General features: G+C 73.6%; 24 protein-coding genes. 22 read left to right on the top strand and 2 right to left on the bottom strand.

All coding sequences use genetic code 11. The features are described from left to right. The first annotated feature begins 9 nt into the window (after window positions 1-9). The 4 genes from aroC to G5V58_RS12615 are packed head-to-tail and all read left to right on the top strand — an operon-like array spanning window position 10 to window position 3186. Complete coding sequence (gene aroC, locus G5V58_RS12630; protein WP_329957573.1) at window positions 10-1191, top strand: chorismate synthase; 1182 nt, start codon at window positions 10-12, stop codon at window positions 1189-1191. Next, window positions 1188-1700, top strand: a complete 513-nt coding sequence (locus G5V58_RS25985; protein ID WP_329957572.1) for a shikimate kinase — start codon at window positions 1188-1190, stop codon at window positions 1698-1700. The genes aroC and G5V58_RS25985 overlap by 4 nt, the downstream gene beginning before the upstream one ends. Then, window positions 1697-2752 (top strand): 3-dehydroquinate synthase, encoded by a 1056-nt coding sequence (gene aroB, locus G5V58_RS12620; protein ID WP_165233131.1) that lies wholly within the window; start codon window positions 1697-1699, stop codon window positions 2750-2752. The genes G5V58_RS25985 and aroB overlap by 4 nt, the downstream gene beginning before the upstream one ends. Beyond that, the gene (locus G5V58_RS12615) at window positions 2749-3186 is read left to right on the top strand and encodes a type II 3-dehydroquinate dehydratase (RefSeq protein WP_165233129.1); all 438 of its coding nucleotides are present in this window, start codon (window positions 2749-2751) and stop codon (window positions 3184-3186) included. Before aroB ends, G5V58_RS12615 begins: the two co-directional genes overlap by 4 nt. Here G5V58_RS12615 and G5V58_RS12610 read toward each other — a convergent pair whose 3' ends face one another. Beyond that, window positions 3187-3453 carry an excalibur calcium-binding domain-containing protein gene (locus tag G5V58_RS12610; protein ID WP_165233127.1) on the bottom strand — a complete coding sequence of 89 codons (267 nt, stop codon included), beginning with the start codon at window positions 3451-3453 and terminating at the stop codon, window positions 3187-3189. Window positions 3454-3630: 177 nt separating this feature from the next. On the opposite strand from G5V58_RS12610, the gene efp reads away from it, so the two are divergent. From efp to G5V58_RS12590, 4 genes are all read left to right on the top strand, one after another. After that, window positions 3631-4194: an elongation factor P gene (efp, locus tag G5V58_RS12605; protein WP_165233125.1), complete on the top strand. Its 564-nt coding sequence runs from the start codon at window positions 3631-3633 to the stop codon at window positions 4192-4194. Then, window positions 4194-4601, top strand: a complete 408-nt coding sequence (nusB, locus tag G5V58_RS12600; RefSeq protein WP_165233122.1) for a transcription antitermination factor NusB — start codon at window positions 4194-4196, stop codon at window positions 4599-4601. Before efp ends, nusB begins: the two co-directional genes overlap by 1 nt. A gap of 630 nt (window positions 4602-5231) precedes the next feature. After that, complete coding sequence (locus tag G5V58_RS12595) at window positions 5232-6572, top strand: dihydrolipoyl dehydrogenase family protein (protein ID WP_230487305.1); 1341 nt, start codon at window positions 5232-5234, stop codon at window positions 6570-6572. A 54-nt stretch (window positions 6573-6626) separates the two neighbouring features. Beyond that, on the top strand, window positions 6627-7457 hold the full coding sequence (locus G5V58_RS12590) for a DUF1206 domain-containing protein (protein ID WP_165233119.1): 831 nt from the start codon (window positions 6627-6629) through the stop codon (window positions 7455-7457). A 9-nt stretch (window positions 7458-7466) separates the two neighbouring features. Here the strand turns inward: G5V58_RS12590 and G5V58_RS12585 are convergent, their stop codons facing one another. Then, window positions 7467-8318, bottom strand: coding sequence for an MOSC domain-containing protein (locus G5V58_RS12585; protein ID WP_165233116.1), 852 nt, complete (start codon window positions 8316-8318; stop codon window positions 7467-7469). Window positions 8319-8398: 80 nt separating this feature from the next. Between G5V58_RS12585 and G5V58_RS12580 the strand changes: the two genes are divergently transcribed. The 14 genes from G5V58_RS12580 to G5V58_RS12515 all read left to right on the top strand — a co-directional run bounded on the left by G5V58_RS12580 (window position 8399) and on the right by G5V58_RS12515 (window position 24390). After that, entirely contained in the window at window positions 8399-9781 is a 1383-nt protein-coding gene (locus G5V58_RS12580; RefSeq protein WP_165233113.1) for a dihydrolipoyl dehydrogenase family protein, read from the top strand. Between the two features lie 89 nt (window positions 9782-9870). Then, window positions 9871-11235 carry a MinD/ParA family ATP-binding protein gene (locus tag G5V58_RS12575; protein WP_165233110.1) on the top strand — a complete coding sequence of 455 codons (1365 nt, stop codon included), beginning with the start codon at window positions 9871-9873 and terminating at the stop codon, window positions 11233-11235. Window positions 11236-11275: 40 nt separating this feature from the next. Further along, window positions 11276-12292 carry an NADPH:quinone reductase gene (locus G5V58_RS12570; protein ID WP_165233107.1) on the top strand — a complete coding sequence of 339 codons (1017 nt, stop codon included), beginning with the start codon at window positions 11276-11278 and terminating at the stop codon, window positions 12290-12292. A gap of 14 nt (window positions 12293-12306) precedes the next feature. Continuing rightward, a complete protein-coding gene (locus G5V58_RS12565) occupies window positions 12307-12717 on the top strand; it encodes a hypothetical protein (RefSeq protein WP_165233104.1) in 411 nt (136 codons plus the stop codon). Between the two features lie 7 nt (window positions 12718-12724). Then, window positions 12725-13798, top strand: coding sequence for an NAD(P)H-dependent amine dehydrogenase family protein (locus G5V58_RS12560; protein WP_196240587.1), 1074 nt, complete (start codon window positions 12725-12727; stop codon window positions 13796-13798). A gap of 68 nt (window positions 13799-13866) precedes the next feature. Next, the gene (gene pyrR / locus G5V58_RS12555; protein ID WP_165233101.1) at window positions 13867-14472 is read left to right on the top strand and encodes a bifunctional pyr operon transcriptional regulator/uracil phosphoribosyltransferase PyrR; all 606 of its coding nucleotides are present in this window, start codon (window positions 13867-13869) and stop codon (window positions 14470-14472) included. Beyond that, a complete protein-coding gene (locus G5V58_RS12550) occupies window positions 14469-15428 on the top strand; it encodes an aspartate carbamoyltransferase catalytic subunit (protein ID WP_165233098.1) in 960 nt (319 codons plus the stop codon). The genes pyrR and G5V58_RS12550 overlap by 4 nt, the downstream gene beginning before the upstream one ends. Further along, a complete protein-coding gene (locus G5V58_RS12545; protein WP_165233095.1) occupies window positions 15421-16695 on the top strand; it encodes a dihydroorotase in 1275 nt (424 codons plus the stop codon). The genes G5V58_RS12550 and G5V58_RS12545 overlap by 8 nt, the downstream gene beginning before the upstream one ends. After that, complete coding sequence (locus G5V58_RS12540) at window positions 16692-17582, top strand: proline iminopeptidase-family hydrolase (protein WP_165233092.1); 891 nt, start codon at window positions 16692-16694, stop codon at window positions 17580-17582. The genes G5V58_RS12545 and G5V58_RS12540 overlap by 4 nt, the downstream gene beginning before the upstream one ends. 110 nt (window positions 17583-17692) lie before the next feature. Beyond that, a complete protein-coding gene (carA, locus tag G5V58_RS12535) occupies window positions 17693-18826 on the top strand; it encodes a glutamine-hydrolyzing carbamoyl-phosphate synthase small subunit (RefSeq protein ID WP_165233088.1) in 1134 nt (377 codons plus the stop codon). Next, the gene (gene carB, locus G5V58_RS12530; RefSeq protein ID WP_165233085.1) at window positions 18826-22140 is read left to right on the top strand and encodes a carbamoyl-phosphate synthase large subunit; all 3315 of its coding nucleotides are present in this window, start codon (window positions 18826-18828) and stop codon (window positions 22138-22140) included. Before carA ends, carB begins: the two co-directional genes overlap by 1 nt. Continuing rightward, the gene (locus G5V58_RS12525; protein WP_165233072.1) at window positions 22137-23144 is read left to right on the top strand and encodes a quinone-dependent dihydroorotate dehydrogenase; all 1008 of its coding nucleotides are present in this window, start codon (window positions 22137-22139) and stop codon (window positions 23142-23144) included. The genes carB and G5V58_RS12525 overlap by 4 nt, the downstream gene beginning before the upstream one ends. Further along, the gene (pyrF, locus tag G5V58_RS12520; RefSeq protein ID WP_165233069.1) at window positions 23141-23953 is read left to right on the top strand and encodes an orotidine-5'-phosphate decarboxylase; all 813 of its coding nucleotides are present in this window, start codon (window positions 23141-23143) and stop codon (window positions 23951-23953) included. The genes G5V58_RS12525 and pyrF overlap by 4 nt, the downstream gene beginning before the upstream one ends. Beyond that, complete coding sequence (locus tag G5V58_RS12515) at window positions 23950-24390, top strand: hypothetical protein (RefSeq protein WP_165233066.1); 441 nt, start codon at window positions 23950-23952, stop codon at window positions 24388-24390. The genes pyrF and G5V58_RS12515 overlap by 4 nt, the downstream gene beginning before the upstream one ends. Window positions 24391-24413 lie beyond the last annotated feature (23 nt).

The following is a 24413-nucleotide window of genomic DNA, read 5'->3' as shown; positions in this document are numbered from 1 at the left end:
CTTCCTCCCGTGACGTTGCGCTGGCTGACCGCGGGTGAGTCCCACGGCCCGTCCCTGGTGGCCATCCTCGAGGGGCTCCCGGCCCACGTCCGGCTGACCTCCGACGACGTGCGCGAGGCGCTGGCCCGTCGCCGGCTGGGCTACGGCCGCGGCGCCCGGATGAAGTTCGAGCAGGACGAGGTCACCCTCGTCGGCGGCGTGCGCCACGGCGAGACCCAGGGCGGCCCGGTCGCGATCGAGGTCGGCAACACCGAGTGGCCCAAGTGGCAGACCGTGATGTCGGCCGACCCGGTGGCCCCGGAGCTCCTCGAGGGCTCCGCGCGCAACGCCCCGCTGACCCGGCCGCGGCCCGGGCACGCGGACCTGGCCGGCATGCAGAAGTACGCCTTCGACGAGGCCCGACCGGTCCTCGAGCGCGCGTCGGCCCGCGAGACCGCGGCCCGCGTCGCGCTGGGCCGGGTGGCCTCGAACTTCCTGGAGCAGTCCGTCGGCGCCCGGATCGTGTCCCACGTCATCGAGCTGGGCGGCGTCCGTGCCCCCGACGGCCTCTGGCCGGCGCCCGAGGACGTCGAGCGGCTGGACGCCGACCCGGTCCGCTGCCTGGACGCCGACACGAGCAAGCAGATGGTCGAGCGGATCGACCAGGCCCACGAGGACGGTGACACCCTCGGTGGCGTGGTCGAGGTCGTGGTGCACGGGCTCCCGCCGGGGCTGGGCTCCCACGTGCACTGGGACCGCCGGCTCGACTCGCGCCTGGCGGGCGCGCTCATGGGCATCCAGGCCATCAAGGGCGTCGAGGTCGGCGACGGCTTCGCGCTGGCCGCGACGCCGGGCTCGCTGGCTCATGACGAGATCGTCCCGACCGAGGACGGCATCCGCCGGGTCTCGGGCCGCTCCGGCGGCACCGAGGGCGGCATGACCACCGGTGAGGTGCTGCGGGTCCGCGCGGCGATGAAGCCGATCGCCACCGTCCCGCGGGCGCTGCGCACCGTGGACGTGGCCACCGGTGAGGAGGCGACCGCGCACCACCAGCGCTCCGACGTGTGCGCCGTGCCCGCCGCCGGCATCGTGGCCGAGGCCATGGTCGCGCTGGTCCTGGCCGACGCCGTGCTGGAGAAGTTCGGCGGCGACTCGGTCGGCGAGACCCGGCGCAACGCCCAGTCCTACCTCGACACGCTGCGGTTCAAGTGAGGCCCCGGCTCGTCCTGGTCGGCCCGATGGGCGCCGGCAAGACCACCGTCGGCGCGCTCCTGGCCGAGCGCTGGGCCGTCACGGCCCGCGACACCGACGCCGACGTCGAGGCGCTCGAGGGCCGCTCGATCTCCGACATCTTCGTCGACTCCGGCGAGGGCCACTTCCGGGCGCTGGAGCGCCGGGCCGTGGCCGACGCGCTGGCCTCGCACGACGGAGTGCTGGCCCTGGGCGGGGGAGCGGTGCTCGACCCGTCCACCCGCGACCTGCTGGCCGGCCACACCGTGGTCTTCCTGCGCGTCGGGCTGTCCGACGCGGTCAAGCGGGTCGGCCTCGGCAGCACCCGCCCGCTGCTGCTCGGCAACGTGCGCGGCCAGGTCAAGGCGCTGCTGGACGAGCGGGCGCCGGTCTACGAGTCGGTGGCCACGCTGGTCGTCGACACCGACGGCCGCACGCCCGACGAGGTCGCCGACGAGATCGCGGCGGCCATCGGGGAGGCCCCGGCGTGACCACCATCCCCGTGGCCACGGCCGCGCCGTACGACGTCGAGGTCGGCCGCGGCGTGCGCGACCGGCTGCCGGCGCTGCTGGAGGGCGCCCAGCGGGTCGCGCTGGTGCACGCGCCGGGCCTCACGGTCCCGCTGGACGGCTTCGAGGTCCTCGACCTCGAGCTGCCGGACGGGGAGGCGGCCAAGACCGCCGACGTGCTGACCTCGTGCTGGGAGCGGCTCGGCGCGGCCGGCTTCACCCGCTCCGACGTCGTGGTGACCGTCGGGGGAGGCGCCACCACCGACCTGGGCGGCTTCGTGGCCGCGACCTGGCTGCGTGGCGTCCGGGTCGTCCACCTGCCCACGTCCCTGCTCGGCATGGTCGACGCCGCCGTGGGCGGCAAGACCGGCATCGACACCGGCGCCGGGAAGAACCTCGTCGGCGCCTTCCACGAGCCCGCCGGCGTGCTGTGCGACCTGGGCTTCCTCGACACCCTGCCCGAGGCCGAGCTGGTCAGCGGTCTGGGCGAGGTCGTCAAGTGCGGCTTCGTCGCCGACCCCGAGATCCTCGCCCTCGTCGAGAAAAACCCGAGCGCGGCGCTCGACCCCGCCTCCGACGTGCTGGCCGAGCTCGTCGAGCGCGCCGTGCGCGTCAAGGCCGAGGTCGTCGCCGGCGACCTGCGCGAGACCGGCGGCGCCGGCGGCTCGGTTGGCCGCGAGGTCCTCAACTACGGCCACACCCTGGCCCACGCCGTCGAGAAGGTCACCGGCTACACCGTGCGGCACGGGGAGGCCGTGGCCCTGGGCATGGTGTACGTCGCGGAGCTGGCCCGCCTCGCCGGGAGCCTCGACGACGAGACCGCCGCCCGGCACGCCGCCGTGCTGGCCTCGCTCGGCCTGCCCACCCGCTGGCACGAGGCGCCGTTCGACGACCTGCTCGCCGTGATGCGCGTGGACAAGAAGGCCCGCGGCAGCACCCTGCGCTTCGTCGTCCTCGAGGCCCTGGCCGAGCCGCGGATCCTGACCGGGCCGTCCGAGGAGCACCTGCGCGCGGCGTACGAGGTCCTGGCGTGAGCACCCGCGTCCTGGTCCTCAACGGACCCAACCTCGGCCGTCTCGGGCGCCGCCAGCCCGAGATCTACGGCACCACCACCTTCGGCGAGCTGGCTGGCCAGTGCGTGGAGTGGGGTCACGCCGTCGGCCTGGACGTCGAGGTCCGCCAGACCAACCACGAGGGCGAGCTGCTCGACTGGCTCAACACCGCGGCCGACGAGCAGACGCCCGTCGTGCTCAACGCCGCCGCCTGGACCCACTACTCCTACGCGCTGCTCGACGCCTGCGCGCAGCTCACCGCCCCGCTCGTCGAGGTGCACATCAGCGACCCGAAGCAGCGCCCTGAGGAGTTCCGGCACCGCTCCGTGGTCACGGCGTACGCCGTCGACGTCGTCGCCGGCCACGGCACCGACGGCTACCGGCTGGCCCTGGAGCGGCTGGCCGCCGCCCTGTAGTCAGAGCGCCTCGCAGGCGATCCCGTCCTTGTCGCGGTCGCTGCCCGCGTTGGCGACGTACAGCGGGACGCTCCGCTTGAACGTCGTCACCGGCGTGCCCGACGTCTGGTCGACCGCACCCGGCTTGCCCACGCCGTGCGGGTAGACCCGGTGCATGGCGTCGCAGTTGGCGAACTTCTTGGCCGGCTTGGCCTCCGCGGCCGGGCCGGCCAGCGCGAGAGCCGCGGCGGCGAGCGTGGCGGCGACCAGCGTGGTGAAGCGCTTCATGGGTGTCCCTCCCCGTCGTTCCCCCGTCGTACCGATCCGGAGCAGTGTGCACCCGCGCCGGGCCGCGCGCCCACGGTTTCGGCCCGGACCACCCCTGCTCGCTAGACTCGCCTGCTGCTGCCCAGGCGGCCCACGGACCCGGACCCTCCCCTCGACCACGAAGGCTGATCCACGCGCATGGCGACGACGAACGACCTGAAGAACGGCATGGTGCTCAACCTCGACGGCCAGCTCTGGCAGGTCATCTGGTTCCAGCACCACAAGCCCGGCAAGGGCGGCGCGGTCGTGCGCTCGAAGCTGAAGAACGTCGAGTCCGGCAAGACCGTCGACCGCACCTTCAACGCCGACGTGAAGGTCGACGTCGCGAACGTCGACAAGCGCACCATGCAGTACCTCTACAACGACGGCACGTCGTACGTCTTCATGGACACCGGCACCTACGACCAGGTCGAGATCAGCCCCGACGTCGTCGGTGACGCCAGCAACTACCTCCTGGAGAACCAGGAGGCCATCGTGGCCAGCAACGACGGCCGCGTGCTCTACATCGAGCTCCCCGCCTCGGTCGAGCTCGAGGTCACCTACACCGAGCCCGGCCTGCAGGGCGACCGCTCCACCGGCGGCACCAAGCCCGCCACCGTCGAGACCGGCGCGACCGTCAACGTCCCGCTGTTCATCACCACCGGCGAGCGCATCAAGGTCGACACCCGCGACGGGTCCTACCTGGGCCGCGTCAGCTCCTAGTGGCGGCCCGCAGCAAGGCGCGCAAGCGCGCACTCGACGTCCTCTACGCCTCCGACCTCCGCGGCGAGTCGGCCACCGACGCCCTCGCCCGGGCGGCCACCGACGGCGACGGGCCGACGAACCCCTACACGACCACCCTCGTCGAGGGCGTCGTCGCCCACCAGGCCCGCATCGACGAGGTCCTCGCGGAGTACGCCGAGGGCTGGACGCTCGACCGGATGCCCGCCGTGGACCGCAACGTGCTGAGGCTCGGGGTCTACGAGCTGCTGTACGTCGACGACGTCCCCGATGCGGTCGCCGTGTCCGAGGCGATGGCGCTCGTGCGGGACCTGTCCACCGACGAGTCCCCGCAGTTCGTGAACGGGATCCTCGGGGCGGTCCTGCGGAACAAGTCGTCGTTGGTGTAGCTGGGTGCTGGGTCTCGTGGTGCGGCTCTCGTGTTTCCGGCCGCCTGTGGGCTGACCCGGCCCCCGCCTGACCGCAGCCCCCTCACCGAACGCAACCGACGCCGTGTTGCACGCGACTGCTCCCAGCCCTCTTGCGTCCGGCATGCGTGCCCCACGCCGCGGGTCTAGCGTTCGGCGAGGGGGCTGCGGTCCGGCGGGGGCCGGGTCAGCCCACAGGCGGCCTGGTCGGCGGCGGCACCGTCTCGTCTCCGCCTTCACGGGTGGGGGAGCGGTGCGGTGCGGGTCATCGCACATCGGGACGCAAGCGTGGCCGCCACAGGCGGCCGCGCATTGCGGGCGGGGCTTGCCCCGCCCTTGAGCGCGTCTTACCGCCCCGACCGGGTCCCGCTGTCAAGGACGAACCACTCGGGCCGAAGGCCCCGCCGTTCGCCGCTTGCGGCGCCGAAGGCGTCCTTGACAGCGGGAGTCGGGGTGGTAAGCGCGCGGCCGCTACGCAATTGATCACCCCAAGAAGCAGAACCCGCACGGGCAAGCGAGAGCCCAGCGCGAAGGACCTGGCACGCTTGAGCGCATGGCGGATGCGCGTGAGGTGGACCTGGTCGTCGTCGGGCTCGGGCCGGGGGGGAGGCGTTGGCCACCGCGGCCGCGAAGGCCGGGCTCGAGGTCGTGGCCGTGGACAAGCACCTGGTGGGTGGTGAGTGCCCGTACTACGGGTGCATCCCGACCAAGATGATGGTGCGGGCCTCCGACCTGGTGGCCGAGTCGCGGCGGGCCGGCGAGCTCAGTGGTGACGTCCGGGTCACGACGAGCTGGAGCCCGGTGGCCGAGCGGGTGTCCACGCAGGCGACCGACCACTGGAACGACCAGGTGGCGGTGGACCGGCTGGCGGACGCTGGCGCGACCGTGCTGCACGGCGTGGGGCGGCTGGACGGGACCAAGCGGGTCGTGGTGACCATGCCCAACGGTGAGGAGCAGGCGTTCACCGCCCGGAGGGGCGTGGTGCTCAACCCCGGGACCCGGCCGGCGGCGCCGCCGGTGGAGGGGCTGGCGGACACGCCGTACTGGACCAACCGCGACGCCGTGCAGCAGACCGAGGTGCCGGGGTCGCTGGTGGTGCTGGGTGGCGGGCCGATCGGGTGCGAGTTCGCGCAGGTCTTCGCGCGCTTCGGGGTGCAGGTGACCGTGGTCCAGCACGGCGACCGGCTGCTCGAGCAGGACGAGCCCGAGGCGTCGGCGCTGCTGCAGGAGGTGTTCGCGCAGGAGGGGATCCGGGTGCTGACCGGCGCGCGGCTGAGGCGGGCGGCGTACGCCGACGGGGCGTTCACGCTGTCCCTCGAGGACGGCCAGGAGCTGCGGGCCGACAAGCTGCTGGTGGCCGCGGGTCGGACACCCAACCTCGACGACATCGGGCTGGAGACGGTCGGGCTGGACCCGTCGGCGCGGACCGTGGAGGTCGACGACCGGATGCGGGCCCAGGGTCCCGACGGCGGCGTCGACGGGCTGTGGGTGGTCGGCGACGTGACCGGGAAGGGCGCGTTCACGCACGTGTCGATGTACCAGAACGCCATCGCCGGGCGCGACGTGCTGGGCGAGGACGGTCCGCCGGCCGCGTACCACGCGCTGCCGCACACGACGTTCTGCGACCCGGAGGTCGCAGGGGTCGGGATGACCGAGAAGCAGGCGCGGGACGAGGGGCTGAGCGTCCGGACGGGCAGCACGAAGCTGGAGGAGTCCTCACGCGGCTTCACGCACGGTCCGGGCGCCAAGGGGCTCATCAAGGTGGTCGAGGACGCCGACCGCGGGGTGCTCGTCGGCGCCACCGTGGTGGGTCCGGCCGGCGGGGAGATCATCGGCTTCCTGGCCGTCGCGGTGCACGCCGCGGTGCCCGTGGACACGCTGCGGTCGATGATCTTCGCCTACCCGACGTTCCACCGGGCCATCGAGACGGCTCTTGCCGATCTGGGGGCGTGACCGCGCACCCCGCGGGGTATCGCCAGGGGTGGGTCGAGGGAAGGACCACCACTCATGAGCAGCATCGCGACCGACGCCAAGAACGCCGGGCAGCAGGCCCACGACAGCCACTGGATCGACACGGCGGCCCGGGTCGGGCTGGTCGCCTACGGGCTCGTGCACATCGTCATCGCGTGGCTGGCGGTGCAGCTGGCCTTCGGCGACCGTGAGGGCTCGGCCGACTCCACCGGTGCGGTCCAGCAGCTCTCCGAGCAGCCGTTCGGCCAGGCCCTGGTCTGGGCCGTCGCGGTCGGGATGTTCCTGCTGGCCGTCTGGCAGGCGCTCGAGGCGATCTTCGGCTACCGCGACGAGGAGGGCTTCACCCGCGTCCGCAAGCGCGCCACCTCGGCCGGCAAGGTCGTCATCTACATCGTCATCGGCGTCAGCGCGGTGAAGGCGGCCACCGGCTCCAGCAGCTCGTCCAAGAAGGGCGGCGGCACCGACTCCACCACCGCGACGGTCATGAACTGGCCGGCCGGGCAGCTCCTCGTCGGCGCCGTGGGCCTGGCCATCATGGGCATCGGCGGCTACCTGGTCTTCCGCGCCTACACCGAGAAGTTCGCCAAGCACATCAACGCCGAGGGCAAGAGCGGCACCAGCGGCCAGGCCTACCTGTGGGCCGGCAAGGCGGGCTACACCGCCAAGGGCGTCTCGTTCGGCATCGTCGGCGCGCTGTTCCTGTACGCCGCGCTCACCCACAACGCCAAGAAGTCGGGCGGGCTCGACCAGGCGCTGCACAAGGTGCTGCAGCAGCCGTTCGGCCCGTTCCTGCTGGTGCTCATCGCCATCGGGATCGCCGGCTACGGCGTCTTCTGCTTCGCGCGGGCCAAGCACTTCAACGACTGACCCGCACCCCTAGCGCGGCGGGCCGTCCGGGGCCGGCACCGACTCCAGCACCTCGACCGCATCGCCCACCCGCAGGGTCGCGCCCGGGGTGAGCGGGACCAGGTTCATCCCGAACCACACCGCGCCGTCCCAGCGCCGGTGCTGGGCCAGGGTGTACGTCGGCTCCTTGCGCCGCACCGCGGTCTGCTCGTCGGTCGTCGGGATGGCGCAGCGGTCGCAGCCCTTGACGAGCCGGAACTCCGCCTCGCCCACCCGCAGCCGTCGCCAGCCGTCCTCGACCCACGGCTCGGAGCCGGCCACGACCAGGTTGGGCCGGTAGCGGACCACCGGCACCGGTCCGTCCGCGGCGCGGGGTCCCGCGGCGATGAGCTCGTTCACCGCCGCGACCGACGCCTCGGTCACCAGCAGCAGCGGGTAGCCGTCGCCGAAGTGCATCGGCACCCCGGGACCGGCGTACGCCGGGTTGGCCGGGCGGCGCTCGGGGTCGTCGGCGTACACCAGCCGGACCGGCTCGCCGAGCACCGCGCTGAACCACGCGTCGGCCGCGGGGCCGGCGGGAGTGGCGCCGAACGGGGCCCGGCCGAAGACCGTGACCTGGACCAGGTCCCCGGGTGTCGGGAGGTCGACCTCGAGGTCCTTCGCCGACGGCGCGGCGACGCTCAGCCCGCCGTCCGGGCGCAGCCGCGGGTGCACGAGCAGGAGCTCGCGGTGCTCGCGTGCGGTGACGGTCTCGCCGGTCTCGTCGACCAGCATCCAGCGCCGGTCACCGGCCAGCCCCCAGGGCTCGACCACCGCGGCCTCGAGCTGCTCGCCGCGGCAGGACTTGACCGGGAAGCGGCGCAGCTCGCTCAGGGTGGGCACACCGGCATCGTCTCAGCATCGTCTCCGCCGGGGCGGGCCGGCGGTGGGACCGTCTTGGCGCCGGTGGTTGGGTGGGCGCCATGGCTGAGCCGGACGCGGGATCGACGCGCGACTGCGACGTGGTGGTGCTCGGGCTCGGCCCGGGCGGTGAGCACGCCGCGCTCAAGCTCGCCGAGGCGGGGCTGGACGTGGTCGGCGTCGACGAGGCGCTGGTCGGCGGCGAGTGCCCGTTCTGGGGCTGCACGCCGTCCAAGCTCATGGTCCGCCCCGCCGACCTGCTGGCCGAGGTGCACCGGGCCGACCGGCTGGCCGGCGCGAGCCGGGTGACCCCGGACTGGTCGCTGGTCGCGGCCCGGATCCGCGAGGCCAACCACGACTGGACCGACTCACAGCACGTCGAGCCGCTGGAGCACGCCGGGGTGAGGATCGTGCGCGGCCACGGGCGCCTGGCCGGCCCGGGCGTGGTCCGCGTCGAGCGGGAGGGCCTCGCCACGGTCCTGCGCGCGCGGCGCGGGGTGGTGCTCAACACCGGGACGTCGCCGGCGCGGCTGCCGATCCCCGGGCTGGCCGAGACGCCGTACTGGACCAACCGGGAGGTCATGACGATCACCGAGGTGCCCCAGCGCCTCGTCGTGGTCGGCGGCGGGCCCAACGGGCTGGAGCTGGCCCAGGTCTTCGCGCGCTACGGCGCCCAGGTGACCCTGCTCGAGGCCGCGTCGCGGATCGCGCCGCACGACGAGCCCGAGGCCTCGCAGGCGCTCACCGCGGTCCTGAGCGACGAGGGCGTCGACGTCCGCGCCGGGGTGGAGGTCGAGCGCGTCGACCACGACGGCACCTTCCACGTGGTGGTCGACGGCGAGACCCTCCACGCCGACGAGCTGCTGGTCGTGGCCGGACGGTCCACCAACCTCGCCGACGTGGGGCTGGAGACCGTGGGCCTGGACCCCGGGGCCGCGACCGTCGAGATCGACGAGCACATGCGGGCCGCCGACCGGCTGTGGGCCATCGGCGACATCACCGGCAAGGGCGCCTACACCCACGTCTCGCGCTACCAGGCGGCCGGCGCGGTCGCCGACCTCCTCGGCCGGGACGGGCCGGGCGCGGACTACCGCGCGGTCTCCCGGGTCACCTTCACCGACCCCGAGCTGGCCTCGGTCGGGATGAGCGAGGACCAGGCGCGCGCGGCCGGCCTCGATGTCAGGGTCGGGCTGGCGCACGTCGAGAGGTCCGCCCGCGGCTGGCTGCACGGCCCGGGCACCACGGGGATCATCAAGGTCGTCGAGGACGCCGACCGCGGCGTCCTGGTCGGCGCGACCGTCCTGGCGCCGTACGGCGGGGAGGTGATCGGCATGCTCGTCACCGCCGTGCACGCCGAGGTGCCCGTCGAGCGGCTGCGCACGATGCACTACGCCTACCCCACGTTCCACCGCGGGATCGAGGCCGCGCTCAAGCGATTGGGCTAGACCGGGCCCGGGGACGTTAGACGGCCCCCGATCCCGGGTATGGCTGCGGCAGCGGCCGGTACCCCTAGCCTGCCGCGGGAGGAGCCACCATGTCGCAGTCGAGCCACCCGTCGGACGACACCAGCGACCGGCTCTACACCCCGGAGGAGCTCGCGGCCTACGCCGCCGCGGAGGAGGCCAAGGAGGCCGCGGCCCGGGTGCGGCAGCCGGACCCGCTGACCGACCCGCTGAGTGACGCCGAGGCCACCGTGATCCGGCCGCGTCCGACGCTGGTCCCTCCGCAGGGCCAGTCCGTCCCGCCCAGCGGCCCGCCGTCGGGTCCGCCCACCGGCCCGCCCAGCGGCCCGCCCCGCTCCGGCCCGACCGGCCCGCCGCCCCCGCCGCCCGTCCTGCGGCCCGCGGGCGGTCCGCCCAGCGGCCCGCCGCCCCCGCCGCCGACCCGTCCGCCGGTGACCACCGCGCCGGTGCAGGCGCCGGCCCAGCCGGCGCAGCCCGCGGGTGACGCCGAGCCCCGGCGGTTCATGACGGCCACCGACTTCCTCGACCGGCGCGCCGAGGAGCAGGAGACCGGACCGGCCACCTGGGGCTGGCGCGGCCGCGTCCGCCGCTGGAGCGGCGGGATGATCAAGCCCAAGATGGGGACCGCCGAGCGGGCCTACACCCAGGACCGGGCCCTGATCCAGAAGGACTTCGACGGCCCCAAGACGATCGCCTTCATCAACCCCAAGGGCGGCGCGGCCAAGACCACCGGCGTGCTGGCGGCCGGCTACACCTTCGGCACCGTGCGCGGCGGCGGCGTGGTGGCGTGGGACAACAACGAGACCCGCGGCACCCTCGGCATCCGCGGCTCGCGCAGCGCGCACAACAAGACCACCAAGGAGCTCCTGGCCGACCTGCACAAGTTCAACGACGTCACCCAGTCGCGCATCGGCGACCTGGGCGCCTACGTCCGCTCGCAGGGCGACGCGCACTTCGACGTCCTGGCCTCCGACGAGAGCGCCAACGTCACCGGCCAGATCCACGCCGACGACTTCAACCGGCTGCACCAGCTGCTCACGCGCTTCTACAAGATCATCCTGGTCGACACCGGCAACAACATGCGCGCCGAGAACTGGCTGGCCGCGGCCGACGCCGCCGACCTCCTCGTGGTCACCTCGACCGTGCGCGAGGACACCGGCTACAGCGGCCTGTGGATGCTCGACGCGCTCCAGGACGCGGGCTACCAGAACCTGAAGTACAAGACCGTGACCGTGCTGTCCGACCCCTCGACCACCGTCGACGCCAAGCTGGCCGCCGACCTGGTCGACGTCTACCAGCAGCGCACCCGCGGGGTCTACCGCGTGCCCTACGACCCCGCCCTGGTCGCCGGCTCGGTGCTGCCGTACGCCGACCTGTCCGAGAGCACCCGGATGTCCTGGCTGCGGGCCTGCGCGGGGATGGCCTCGGCCCTCTGACCCGACGAGGGCCGGGCCGGAGCGTGGGTACCGGCGCGGTGTGCGCGCGATCGTCTACAGCGAGACCGGTCCCTCCTCCGTCCTGAGCCTGGCCGACCGGGAGGTCCCGGAGCCCGGCCCGGGTGAGGTCCGGGTGCGGCTGGTCCGCGCCGGGGTGAACCCCACTGACTGGAAGTTCCGGGCCGGCAACCTGCGCGGCTTCGACGAGGTCGTGCCCGGCCAGGACGGCGCCGGCGTGGTCGACGCGCTCGGCGACGGCGTGGCCGGGCTGGCCTCGGGCGACCGGGTCTGGCTGGTCCTGGCCCAGCACGAGCGGGCCCACGGCACCGCGGCGGAGTACACCGTCCAGGACGCCGCGCGCGTCGTCCCGCTGCCCGAGGGTGCGTCGTTCGACCTGGGCGCCTCGCTCGGCGTGCCGGCCGTGACCGCGCACCGGGCGCTGACCTGCGGGGAGTTCGGTCCGAGCCGGCTCGAGCCTGGCGCCATGGACCACATGACCGTGCTGGTGGCCGGGGGCGCGGGTGCGGTCGGCAACGCCGCCATCCAGCTGGCCCGCTGGGCGGGCGCGACCGTGGTGACCACGGTCAGCTCGCCGGAGAAGGCCGCGCTGGCCGCGGCGGCCGGCGCGCACCACGTCGTCAACTACAAGGACGACGACGCCGAGGCCGCCATCAAGCAGGCGGCGCCGGACGGCGTGGACCTGGTCGTCGAGGTGGCGCCGGCGCAGAACAACGACCTGGACCTCGCGGTGACCAGGACCCACGCGACGATCGCGATCTACGCCAACAACGGCGGCGACGAGTACACCGTGCCGCTGCGCCCGACGTTCTCCAAGAACCTGCGCTACCAGTACCTCATCCTCTACACCCTCGACGAGCGGCTGCGGCAGGCCGCGCTCGAGGACGTCTCCGCCGCGGTCGCCGCCGGGGCGCTGCGGGTCGGTGAGGACGCCGGCGTCCCGCTGCACCACTTTTCGCTGGAGCAGACGGCCGAGGCGCACGACGCCGTGCAGGGCGGAGCGGTCGGCAAGGTCCTGGTGGACATCGCCGAGGACTGACGCACACTGGTCCCGTGACCGTCCGGACGCCGACGATCGGCGAGTACCGCTGGCACCGGCGCTCCTGGCGGCGCTGGTCGGGCCGGGACTGGGCGCCGGCGACCTACTCGGCGTTCCCGCAGCGGCTCGGCCGCCCGCGCGAGTGGGCGACGTACCCCGAGCTGCCCGAGCTCCGGCGCGAGCGGCTGCTCGAGATCGCCGTGGACCTCGAGGTGCTCAGCGGCGCCACGGTGGTCCACCGCAGTGAGCGCGGCGTCACCCTCGCCCAGCGGCGACGGGTGACCCACGTCGGGCACTTCATCCTCACCGTCGTCACCGGCGGGCTGTGGGGCGTGGTCTGGGTCGCCGTCCTGCTGGACCGGCGCGAGGACCGGACCCGCTACGAGGTCGACGCCTGGGGCAACATCTGGCCGGTCGCGCTGTGACCGCGCCGTGACGGGTGCCCTCCGGGTCGTGCAGTGGGCGACCGGAGGCGTGGGCCGGGCCGCCATCGAGGGCGTGGTCAGCCACCCCGATCTCGAGCTGGTCGGGTGCTGGGTGCACGCGGCCGACAAGCACGGGCAGGACGCCGGCACCCTGGCCGGGCTGGACCCGCTCGGCGTCGCGGCGACGACCAGCGCCGAGGAGATCCTCGCGCTGGACGCCGACTGCGTGGTCTACAGCCCGCTGGTGCCCGACGAGGCCCAGGTCGCCGCGCTGCTGCGCTCCGGCAAGGACGTGGTGACGCCGGTCGGGTGGATCTACCCGGACCCGGCGCGCACCACCGAGCTCGAGGCGGCCTGCCGCGAGGGCGGCACGACGCTGCACGGCACCGGCATCCACCCCGGCGGCATCACCGAGCGGTTCCCGCTCATGGTCTCGGCGGTCAGCGCCCGGGTCACCCACGTGCGCGCCGAGGAGTTCAGCGACCTGCGCACCTACGGCGCCCCCGACGTGATCCGGCACGTGATGGCCTTCGGCGGCACGCCCGAGGAGGCCCTGGCCAGCCCGATGGCGGCGCTGCTCGGCGGCGGCTTCCGCTCGTCGGTGCGCATGGTCGTGGCCGAGATGGGCTTCGCCGCCGACCCGCGGATCGAGACCGTGCAGGAGGTCGCGGTCGCCACCGCCCCGATCGACTCGCCGATCGGCGTCATCGAGCCCGGTCTGGTGGCCGCCCGCCGCTTCCACTGGCGGGCGCTCGTGGACGGCGTACCGGTCGTCACCGCCACCGTGAACTGGCTGATGGGCCAGGAGCACCTCGACCCCGCGTGGTCGTTCGGCCCCGAGGGCGAGCGGTTCGAGGTCGAGGTCACCGGCGACCCGAGCGTGAAGCTGACCGTCCACGGGCTGCAGCCGGAGACCGTGGAGTCCGGGCTGGTCCGCAACCCGGGCGTCGTGGCCACGGCCAACCACTGCGTCAACGCGATCCCGTACGTCGTGGCGGCGGAGCCGGGCGTGCGGACCTACCTGGACCTGCCGCTGCTGGCCGGACGCGCGGCGCCGCACCTGTCCCGCGCGAGGGGGTAGGGTCGGCGGCGATCGAGATCCCCTTCAACGGGCCGTCCAGAGAGGCGGACAAGGAGGTCTGAGCACCGATGTGTGCACAGCAGCAGCCCGACCCACCCGCCGACCCCACCTCCGGACCACCGACCGAGGCCGGTGGCCGGACCGTCCTGGACGACCGGGACGTCGCGCGGGCCCTGACCCGCATCAGCCACGAGATCCTCGAGCGCAACAAGGGCGCGCACGACCTGGTGCTGCTCGGCATCCCGTCGCGCGGCGTGCCCCTGGCCCGTCGGGTCGCCGAGCGGATCGCCGCCGTCGAGGGCTACGACGTCCCGGTCGGCTCGCTCGACGTGACCATGTACCGCGACGACCTGCGCCTCAAGCCGGCCCGGGCGCTGCTGCCCACCGAGATCCCGCCCGGCGGGGTGGACGGCAAGGTCGTGGTGCTCGTCGACGACGTGCTGTTCAGCGGCCGGACCATCCGGGCGGCCCTCGACGCGCTCAACGACGTGGGCCGGCCCAGCGCGGTGCGGCTGGCGGTGCTGGTCGACCGCGGCCACCGCGAGCTGCCGATCCGCGCCGACTTCGTGGGCAAGAACCTCCCGACCTCGCTGGTCGAGCGGGTGCGGCTGCGGATCGCAGAGATCGACGGCGTGGACGACGTCGTCATCCAGGGTGAGGGGAGCGACGGGTGAAGCGGCACCTGCTGAGCGCGGGCGACCTGACCCGCGACGACGCCGAGCTGATCCTCAGCACCGCGGCGGAGATGCGCGAGCTGGCCGACCGGCCCATCAAGAAGCTGCCGGCGCTGCGCGGGCGGACCGTGGTCAACCTGTTCTTCGAGGACTCCACGCGCACCCGGATCTCCTTCGAGGCCGCGGCCAAGCGGCTCAGCGCCGACGTCATCAACTTCGCGGCCAAGGGCTCGAGCCTGAGCAAGGGCGAGAGCCTCAAGGACACCGCGCTGACCCTGGAGGCCATGGGCGCCGACGCGGTCGTGGTGCGCCACGGCGCGAGCGGCGCCCCGCACCGGCTCGCGCACTCCGGCTGGGTCCGCTCCAGCGTGGTCAACGCCGGTGACGGCACCCACGAGCACCCGACCCAGGCCCTGCTCGACGCCTTCACGCTCTACCGGCACCTGGGGGGCGGCCCCCTGGGCGAGTTCAGGTCCGGCAGCCTCGAGGGCCGCCGGGTCGCCATCGTCGGCGACGTCCTCCACTCGCGGGTGGCGCGCTCCAACGCGCTGCTGCTGCGCACCCTCGGCGCCGAGGTCACGCTGGTGGCCCCGCCCACGCTGTTCCCGGTCGGGGTGGAGACGTGGCCGGTCGAGACGTCCTACGACCTCGACGGCGTGCTGCCCAAGGTCGACGCGGTGATGATGCTGCGGGTCCAGCGTGAGCGGATGAGCGGCGGGTTCTTCCCGACCGCGCGGGAGTACAGCCGGCGCTACGGCCTCGACGCGCGCCGGATGGCCACGCTCCAGGACCACACGATCGTCATGCACCCCGGGCCGATGGTCCGCGGCATGGAGATCACCGCCGACGTGGCCGACTCGGCGCGCTCGGTGATCGTCGAGCAGGTCACCAACGGCGTCGCCGTGCGGATGGCCGTGCTCTACCTGCTGCTGGGAGGCAACGAGTCCGATGGCTGACTTCATCATCAGGGGCGCGCGCGTCCTGGGCGGCGACCCGAGCGACCTGCACGTCTCGGACGGCGTCCTCGTCGCCTCCGCGCCCGACGGGGCCGAGGTCGTGGAGGCCGACGGGCTGATCGCGCTCCCGGGTCTGGTCGACCTGCACACCCACCTGCGCGAGCCGGGCCGCGAGGACGCCGAGACCGTCGAGTCCGGCACCCAGGCGGCCGCCCGGGGCGGCTTCACCGCCGTGCACGCGATGGCCAACACCGAGCCGGTGGCCGACACCGCCGGCGTGGTGGAGCAGGTCTGGCGGCTCGGTCGCGAGGCCGGGCACTGCGACGTCCGCCCGGTGGGCGCGGTCACCGTCGGGCTGGCCGGGCAGCAGCTGGCCGAGCTCGGCGCCATGGCCGACTCCGCCGCGCAGGTCCGCGTCTTCTCCGACGACGGCAAGTGCGTGAGCGACGCGGTGCTGATGCGGCGCGCGCTGGAGTACGTCAAGGCCTTCGACGGCGTCATCGCCCAGCACGCCCAGGAGCCGCGCCTCACCGAGGGCGCGCAGATGAACGAGGGCGAGCTCTCCGGCCGGCTCGGCCTGGCCGGGTGGCCGGCCGTGGCCGAGGAGGCGATCATCGCCCGCGACGTGCTGCTCGCCGAGCACGTCGGCTCCCGCCTGCACGTCTGCCACGTCTCGACGGCCGGCTCGGTCGAGCTGATCCGCTGGGCCAAGGCCAAGGGCGTCGCGGTGACCGCCGAGGCCTGCCCGCACCACCTGCTCCTCACCGACGAGCTCGCGGCGACCTACGACCCGATCTACAAGGTCAACCCGCCGCTGCGCACCGGCGCCGACGTCGAGGCCCTGCGGGCCGGGCTGGCCGACGGCACCATCGACATCGTGGCCACCGACCACGCCCCGCACCCGCACGAGGACAAGGACTGCGAGTGGGCCGCGGCCGCCTTCGGGATGCTGGGCCTGGAGACCGCGCTCTCGGTGGTGCAGGAGAGCATGGTCGACACCGGGCTCCTGGACTGGGCCGGCGTGGCCGACCGGATGTCCTACGCGCCCGCTCGCATCGGCCGGGTCGCCGACCACGGCCGCCCGCTCGAGGTGGGCCAGCCCGCCCACCTCGTCCTCTACGACCCCTCGGTGCGCCGCACCGTCGACCCGACCGAGTCCGCCTCGCTGAGCCGCAACACGCCGTACGCCGGCCTGGAGCTGCCCGGACGGGTCGTCGCGACGTTCCTGCGCGGCCGGCCCACCGTGCTCGACGGCAAGCTCCAGTGAGCGAGCGCCGGATCCCCGTCCGGACGCCGTCGGGGACCTTCGAGGTCTGGACCCGCCGGGTCGGCGACGCCCCGGACCGGCAGGTCCTGCTCCTGCACGGCGGGCCCGGCGCGACCCACGAGTACCTCCTGCCGCTGGAGGAGCCGCTCGTCGGTGCGGGCTACGAGGTCTACTTCTACGACCAGCTCGGCTCGCACCGCTCCGACCAGCCCGACGACGTGTCGTTGTGGCAGATCCCGCGCTTCGTCGACGAGGTCGAGCAGGTCCGCGCCGCGCTCGGGCTGGACGACGTCGTGCTGTACGGCCAGTCCTGGGGCGGGATGCTCGGCATCGAGTACGCCCTGGCCCACCCCGAGCACCTGCGTGGGCTGGTCGTGTCGAACATGATGGCCAGCATCCCGGCGTACAACGCCTACGCCGAGCAGGTGCTGATGCCCGCCATGGACCAGGACGCGCTGGCCGAGATCAAGCGGATGGAGGCCGCCGGGGAGACCGGCGACCCGGCGTACGAGGCGCTGCTCATGGAGCACTACTACGTCGACCACCTCTGCCGGCTGCCGCTGGGGGAGTGGCCGCAGGTCGTCGTGGACTCCTTCGAGCACATCAACCACCAGGTCTACGACCTGCTCAACGGCCCCAGCGAGCTCGGCGCCACCGGCACCTTCCGCGACTGGGACCGCTTCGGGGACCTGGCCCGCATCGAGGTGCCGACCCTGGTGATGGGCGCCGAGCACGACACCATGGACCCCGCCCACCTGGCCACGATGGCCGAGCGCCTGCCGCGGGGCACCTACCACCACAGTCCGCACGGCAGCCACCTGGCGCTGGTCGACGACCACGACGCCTACGTCGCCGGCCTGCTGGCCTGGCTGGCCGAGCGGACCTGACCCACCCGTGGGCGCGGTCCCGACAGGTGGCCGCCCGCTGGTAGGGTCGCGGCTGACCGACATCCTTTAACTGGCCGTCCCGTGAGGCGGAGAAGGAGAACGGCTAGACCATGCCTGCCCCCACGAACGGCTCTGCGGTCCTCGTCCTCGAGGACGGACGCACCTTCCACGGCGAGGCGTACGGCGCCGAGGGCGAGACCTTCGGCGAAGCGGTCTTCAACACCGGCATGACCGGCTACCAGGAGACGCTGACCGACCCCTCCTACCACCGCCAGGTGGTCGTGATGACCGCCCCGCACGTCGGCAACACCGGCATCAACGACGAGGACGCGGAGTCCCGCCGGATCTGGGTGGCCGGGTACGTCGTGCGCGACCCCGCCCGGGTGCCCTCCAGCTGGCGCTCGCGGCGCAGCCTGGACGACGAGCTGCGCGCGCAGGGCGTGGTCGGCATCTCCGGCATCGACACCCGCGCCCTGACCCGGCACCTGCGCGAGCGGGGCGCCATGCGCGTCGGCATCTCCTCGACCGGCACCGACCCGGCCGCGCTGCTCGAGCGGGTCCGCGGCCAGGCCGAGATGGCCGGCGCCGAGCTGGCCGGCGAGGTGTCCACGCCCGAGACCTACGTCGTCGCGGCGGTGGGGGAGAAGCGGCTGACCGTCGCGGCCCTCGACCTGGGGATCAAGTCGATGACCCCGCACCGGCTGGCCGAGCGCGGCGTCGAGGTGCACGTGCTGCCGGCGACGGCGAGCGTCGAGGACGTGCTGGCCGTGGCGCCGGACGGGCTCTTCTACTCCAACGGGCCCGGCGACCCGGCCGCCACGGTCGGTCAGGTCGAGCTGCTGCAGGAGCTGCTGGCCCGCGACACCGCCTACTTCGGCATCTGCTTCGGCAACCAGCTCTTCGGCCGGGCCCTCGGCTTCGGCACCTACAAGCTGAAGTACGGCCACCGCGGCATCAACCAGCCCGTGATGGACCGGACCACGGGCAAGGTCGAGGTCACCGCCCACAACCACGGCTTCGCCGTCGACGCGCCGCTCGACCGGCCCGCCGACACGGCGTACGGCGTGGCCACGGTCAGCCACGTCTGCCTCAACGACGACGTGGTCGAGGGCCTCGAGCTGCGCGATCCCGGCGGTCGGCTGAAGGGCTTCAGCGTGCAGTACCACCCGGAGGCCGCGGCCGGACCGCACGACGCGGCGTACCTCTTCGACCGCTTCGTCCAGCTCATGGAGGCGAGCCGCTGATGCCCAAGCGCGAGGACATCAAGAGCGTCCTGGTCATCGGCTCGGGGCCGATCATCATCGGCCAGGCCTGCGAGTTCGACTACTCCGGCACCCAGGCCTGCCGCGTGCTGCGCGCCGAGGGGATCCGTGTGGTGCTGGTCAACTCCAACCCGGCCACGATCATGACCGACCCGGAGTTCGCCGACGCGACCTACGTCGAGCCGATCACCCCGGAGTTCGTGGAGAAGGTCATCGAGAAGGAGCGCCCGGACGCCCTCCTCGCCACCCTCGGCGGCCAGACCGCGCTCAACACGGCGATGGCGCTGGACGCCGCCGGCGTGCTCGAGAAGTACGGCGTGGAGCTGATCGGCGCCTCCATCGAGGCCATCGACCGCGGCGAGAACCGGCAGATCTTCAAGAAGATCGTCGAGGACCTCGGCGGCGAGGTGGCCCGCAGCGCGATCTGCCACACCATGGAGGACTGCCTGCAGGCGGTCGAGCAGCTGGGCTACCCGGTGGTCGTCCGCCCGAGCTTCACCATGGGCGGCACCGGTTCGGGCATGGCCCACGACGAGACCGACCTGCGCCGCATCGCCGGCGCCGGGCTCCAGGCCAGCCCGACCACCGAGGTGCTCCTCGAGGAGTCGATCCTCGGCTGGAAGGAGTACGAGCTCGAGGTCATGCGGGACACCAAGGACAACGTGGTGATCGTGTGCTCCATCGAGAACCTCGACCCGATGGGCGTGCACACCGGCGACTCGATCACCGTCGCGCCGGCGATGACGCTCACCGACCGCGAGTACCAGCACCTGCGCGACCTCTCCATCGGCATCATCCGCTCGGTCGGCGTGGACACCGGGGGCTGCAACATCCAGTTCGCGGTCAACCCGAGCGACGGCCGGGTCGTGGTCATCGAGATGAACCCGCGGGTCTCGCGCTCCAGCGCGCTGGCCTCCAAGGCCACCGGCTTCCCGATCGCCAAGATCGCGGCCAAGGTCGCCATCGGCTACACCCTCGACGAGATCCCCAACGACATCACCACGCGCGCGGACGGCTCGAGCACGCCGGCGGCGTTCGAGCCCACGCTGGACTACGTCGTGGTCAAGGTGCCGCGCTTCGCCTTCGAGAAGTTCCCCGGCGCCGACCCCGTGCTCACCACGCACATGAAGTCGGTCGGCGAGGCCATGGCCATCGGCCGCAACTTCACCGAGGCCCTGCAGAAGGCGCTGCGCAGCCTGGAGAGCAAGGGCGCGGTCTTCGACTGGACCCAGGAGTGGGTCGAGCTCGACAAGGACGCGCTGCTCGAGGAGATCCGCACCCCGCACGACGGCCGGCTCAAGAAGGTCATGGACACGCTGCGGGCCGGGGCCACCGCGGAGGAGGTCCACGCGGCGACGTTCATCGACCCGTGGTTCGTCGACCAGCTCGAGCTCATCAACGAGGTCGCCGCCGAGGTGACCGCGGCGCCCGAGCTGACGCCCGGGATCTTGCGCCGGGCCAAGCGCCACGGCTTCTCCGACGCCCAGATCGGCAAGATCCGGGGGATGAGCGCCGACGTGGTCCGCGGCGTGCGGCACGCGCTGGGCATCCGGCCGGTCTACAAGACCGTCGACACCTGCGCGGCGGAGTTCGCCGCGGCCACGCCGTACCACTACTCCTCCTACGACGAGGAGAGCGAGGTGCAGCCCCGCGAGCGCCCGGCCGTGATCATCCTGGGCTCGGGGCCGAACCGGATCGGGCAGGGCATCGAGTTCGACTACTCCTGCGTGCACGCCTCGCTCGCGCTCAGCGAGGCCGGCTACGAGACGGTGATGGTCAACTGCAACCCCGAGACCGTCTCGACCGACTACGACACCTCCGACCGGCTCTACTTCGAGCCGCTCACGCTCGAGGACGTGCTCGAGGTGGTGCACGCCGAGCAGCAGGCCGGCGAGGTGGCCGGCGTGATCTGCCAGCTCGGCGGCCAGACCCCGCTCGGGCTCGCCCAGGGACTGGAGGACAACGGCGTGCCGATCGTCGGCACCTCGCCGCGCGCCATCCACCTGGCCGAGGAGCGCGGCGCCTTCGGCCGGGTGCTGGCCGAGGCCGGGCTGCCGGCGCCCAAGCACGGCCTGGCCACGTCCTTCGCCGAGGCGCAGGCGATCGCGGCGGAGATCGGCTACCCGGTGCTGGTGCGGCCGTCGTACGTCCTCGGCGGGCGCGGCATGGAGATCGTGTACGGCGACGAGGCGCTCGAGGGCTACATCACCCGGGCCACCGAGGTCAGCCCCGAGCACCCGGTGCTGGTCGACCGGTTCATCGACGACGCGGTCGAGATCGACGTCGACGCGCTGTTCGACGGCGAGGAGCTCTTCCTCGGCGGCGTGATGGAGCACATCGAGGAGGCCGGCATCCACTCCGGCGACTCGTCCTGCGCGCTGCCCCCGATCACCCTGGGCGACTCCGAGATCGCCCGGATCCGGGAGGCCACCGAGGCCATCGCGCGTGGCGTCGGGGTGCGCGGGCTGCTCAACATCCAGTACGCCCTCGGCGCCGACATCCTCTACGTCCTCGAGGCCAACCCGCGCGCGTCGCGCACCGTGCCGTTCGTCTCCAAGGCCACCGCCACGCCGCTGGCCAAGGCCGCGGCCCGGATCATGCTGGGCGAGACCGTGGCCGGGCTGCGCGCGGCCGGCGTGCTGCCCGCCGAGGGCGACGGGGGGACGCTGCCCCCGGACCAGCCGATCGCGGTCAAGGAGGCGGTGATGCCGTTCAACCGGTTCCGCACGCCCGACGGCCAGCAGGTCGACACCGTGCTCGGCCCGGAGATGAAGTCGACCGGCGAGGTGATGGGGCTCGACGCCAACTTCGGCCAGGCCTTCGCCAAGTCCCAGGCCGCGGCGTACGGCTCGCTGCCGACCTCGGGCAAGGTCTTCGTCTCCATGGCCAACCGCGACAAGCGCACGATGATCTTCCCCATCAAGGTGCTGGCCGACATGGGCTTCGAGATCCTCGCCACCCAGGGCACGGCGGAGGCGCTGCGGCGCAACGGCGTCGAGGCCACGGTCGTGCGCAAGCACTTCGAGGGCGCCGGCGAGGGCGACGAGCGGACCACGGTGCAGCGGATCCTGGACGGCGACATCGACCTGGTCGTCAACACGCCGTACGGCTCGGCGGGTGGGGGAGCCGGAGGTGGGTCCGCGCGGGTGGACGGCTACGAGATCCGCACCGCCGCGGTGATGGCCAACATCCCGTGCATCACCACCGTCCAGGGTCTCGGCGCCGCCGTGCAGGGCATCGAGGCGGCCAAGCGCGGCTCGATCGGCGTGCGGTCCCTGCAGGACTGGTTCGCTTGATCTACTCCGCCCTGTTCGACCACGGCTTCACCCGGGTCGACCCGGAGCGGGCGCACCACCTCGGGTTCCGCGCGCTCCGGGCCGCGCGCCCGGTCCTGGCCAGTCGGCGCACGCCGGGCCGACCGGTCGAGGCGATGGGGCTGCGCTTCCCCAACGTGCTGGGGCTGGCCGCCGGCTTCGACAAGAACGCCGTGGGCATCGACGCCCTGGGCGCGCTGGGCTTCGGCCACGTCGAGGTCGGCACGGTCACCGGCGAGCCGCAGCCGGGCAACCCCAGGCCGCGGCTGTTCCGGCTCACCGCCGACCGCGCGGTGGTCAACCGGATGGGCTTCAACAACGACGGCGCCGAGGCGGTCGCCGCCCGGCTGGCCGCCCGCGGCCGCCGGGGTGCCGGCGCCGGCGGCCCGGTCCTCGGCATCAACATCGGCAAGTCCAAGGTCGTGCCCGAGGCGGAGGCGGTCGGCGACTACGAGAAGTCCGCGCGGCTGCTGGCCCCGCACGCGGACTACCTCGTGGTCAACGTGTCCTCGCCCAACACGCCGGGGCTCCGCGACCTGCAGGCGGTGGAGAAGCTCGAGCCGATCCTGCTCGCCGTGCGGGCGGTGGCGGGCGGCGTACCGCTGCTGGTGAAGATCGCCCCCGACCTGGCCGACGACGACGTGCTCGCCGTGGCCGACCTCGCGGTGGCGGTCGGGCTGGACGGCGTCATCGCCACCAACACCACGATCTCCCGCGCCGGCCTGCGCACCCCGGTCGACCGCATCGAGGCCGTGGGCGCCGGCGGCCTGTCCGGGCGCCCGCTCACCGAGCGCTCCCTCGAGGTGGTCCGGCTGCTGCGCGGGCGGGTCGGCGACCAGCTCACGCTCATCGGCGTCGGCGGCATCACCACCGCCGACGACGCCCGGGCCCGGCTCGAGGCCGGGGCCGACCTGCTGCAGGGCTACACCGCGTTCGTCTACGAGGGGCCGGGCTGGCCCCGTCGGATCATCCAGGGAGTCGCATGAGCTTCGGCCACCGCCTGCACACCGCCCTCGCCGAGCGCGGCCCGCTCTGCGCCGGAGTCGACCCGCACAGCGCGCTGCTCCAGGAGTGGGGGCTGTCCGACGACGTGGCGGGGCTGGAGCGGTTCGCGCTCACCGCCGTCGAGGCGCTCGCGCCGGTGGTCTCGGTGGTCAAGCCCCAGTCGGCGTTCTTCGAGCGGTTCGGCAGCCGCGGGGTCGCGGTCCTCGAGCGCGTGGTGGCCGAGGCCAAGGCGGCGGGCGCGCTCGTCCTCCTCGACGTCAAGCGCGGCGACATCGGCTCGACCAGCGCGGCGTACGCCGACGCCTACCTCGACCCCGCCTCCCCGCTCGGCTCGGACGCGGTGACGGTCAGCCCGTTCCTCGGCTTCGGCTCCCTCGACCCGTTCGTCGACGCGGCCCGCCGCCACGGGGGCGGGCTGTTCGTGCTGGCGCTGACGTCCAACAAGGAGGGGCCCGAGGTCCAGGCCGCGGTGAGCGCGGACGGCGACACCGTCGCCGGCACCGTCCTCGGCCACCTGCGCCGGCTCAACGCCGACACCGACCCGCTCGGCTCCTTCGGCGCGGTGGTCGGCGCGACCATCGGCGCCACCGAGGAGGACCTCGCCTTCGGCGGCCCGGTGCTGGCGCCGGGCTTCGGCGCCCAGGGCGGCACGGTGGCCGACCTGCGCCGCCTCTTCGGGAGCGCGGCCGCCGTCCTGCCCAGCTCCTCGCGCGAGGTGCTGCGCCGCGGCCCGTCGGTCGAGGCGATGCGGGCCGAGGCCCACCGGCTCAACGACGAGCTGCGGGCGTGACCCGGGCCGCGGTGCTGGTCCTGGCCGCCGTCGTGTCCCTCCTGCTCGGCGGGTGCGGCGACCAGAAGGACCAGTACTGCGACGCGGTGAAGTCGCACCAGCGGGAGCTCGGTGACCTGCTGGGCGGGGGTGGCGCGGACGCGCTGCTCGAGGCGCTGCCGGTCTTCCGCGACCTGGCCGGCGATGCGCCGGACGACATCCGCGACGACTGGCGCACGGTCGTCGACGCGCTCGAGGGGCTGCGCGACGCGCTCGACGACGCCGGGGTCGACCCCACGACGTACGACCGCGACCAGCCGCCCGCGGGGCTCACGGCGAAGCAGAAGGACGCCATCGACGCCGCGGCCCGCCGGCTGACCAGCCCGGGCACGGTGGCGGCCTTCAACGCGGTCGACCAGCAGGCCAAGGACGTGTGCGGCACGCCGCTGCAGGCATGAGGAGGCGAGGCTCACCCGGATCG

This window comes from Nocardioides anomalus (genome assembly GCF_011046535.1).
Taxonomy (GTDB): Bacteria; Actinomycetota; Actinomycetes; order Propionibacteriales; family Nocardioidaceae; genus Nocardioides; species Nocardioides anomalus.
This window is presented reverse-complemented; position numbering and strand designations above follow the sequence as displayed.

Coding starts and splice junctions, on each gene's coding strand:
- G5V58_RS12580 (WP_165233113.1), top strand. CDS start 8,399: ATGGCTGAGCCGGACGCGGGATCGACGCGCGACTGCGACGTGGTGGTG.
- G5V58_RS12610 (WP_165233127.1), bottom strand. CDS start 3,453: ATGAAGCGCTTCACCACGCTGGTCGCCGCCACGCTCGCCGCCGCGGCT.
- G5V58_RS12575 (WP_165233110.1), top strand. CDS start 9,871: ATGTCGCAGTCGAGCCACCCGTCGGACGACACCAGCGACCGGCTCTAC.
- pyrR (WP_165233101.1), top strand. CDS start 13,867: ATGTGTGCACAGCAGCAGCCCGACCCACCCGCCGACCCCACCTCCGGA.
- carB (WP_165233085.1), top strand. CDS start 18,826: ATGCCCAAGCGCGAGGACATCAAGAGCGTCCTGGTCATCGGCTCGGGG.
- G5V58_RS12545 (WP_165233095.1), top strand. CDS start 15,421: ATGGCTGACTTCATCATCAGGGGCGCGCGCGTCCTGGGCGGCGACCCG.
- carA (WP_165233088.1), top strand. CDS start 17,693: ATGCCTGCCCCCACGAACGGCTCTGCGGTCCTCGTCCTCGAGGACGGA.
- G5V58_RS12590 (WP_165233119.1), top strand. CDS start 6,627: ATGAGCAGCATCGCGACCGACGCCAAGAACGCCGGGCAGCAGGCCCAC.
- efp (WP_165233125.1), top strand. CDS start 3,631: ATGGCGACGACGAACGACCTGAAGAACGGCATGGTGCTCAACCTCGAC.
- pyrF (WP_165233069.1), top strand. CDS start 23,141: ATGAGCTTCGGCCACCGCCTGCACACCGCCCTCGCCGAGCGCGGCCCG.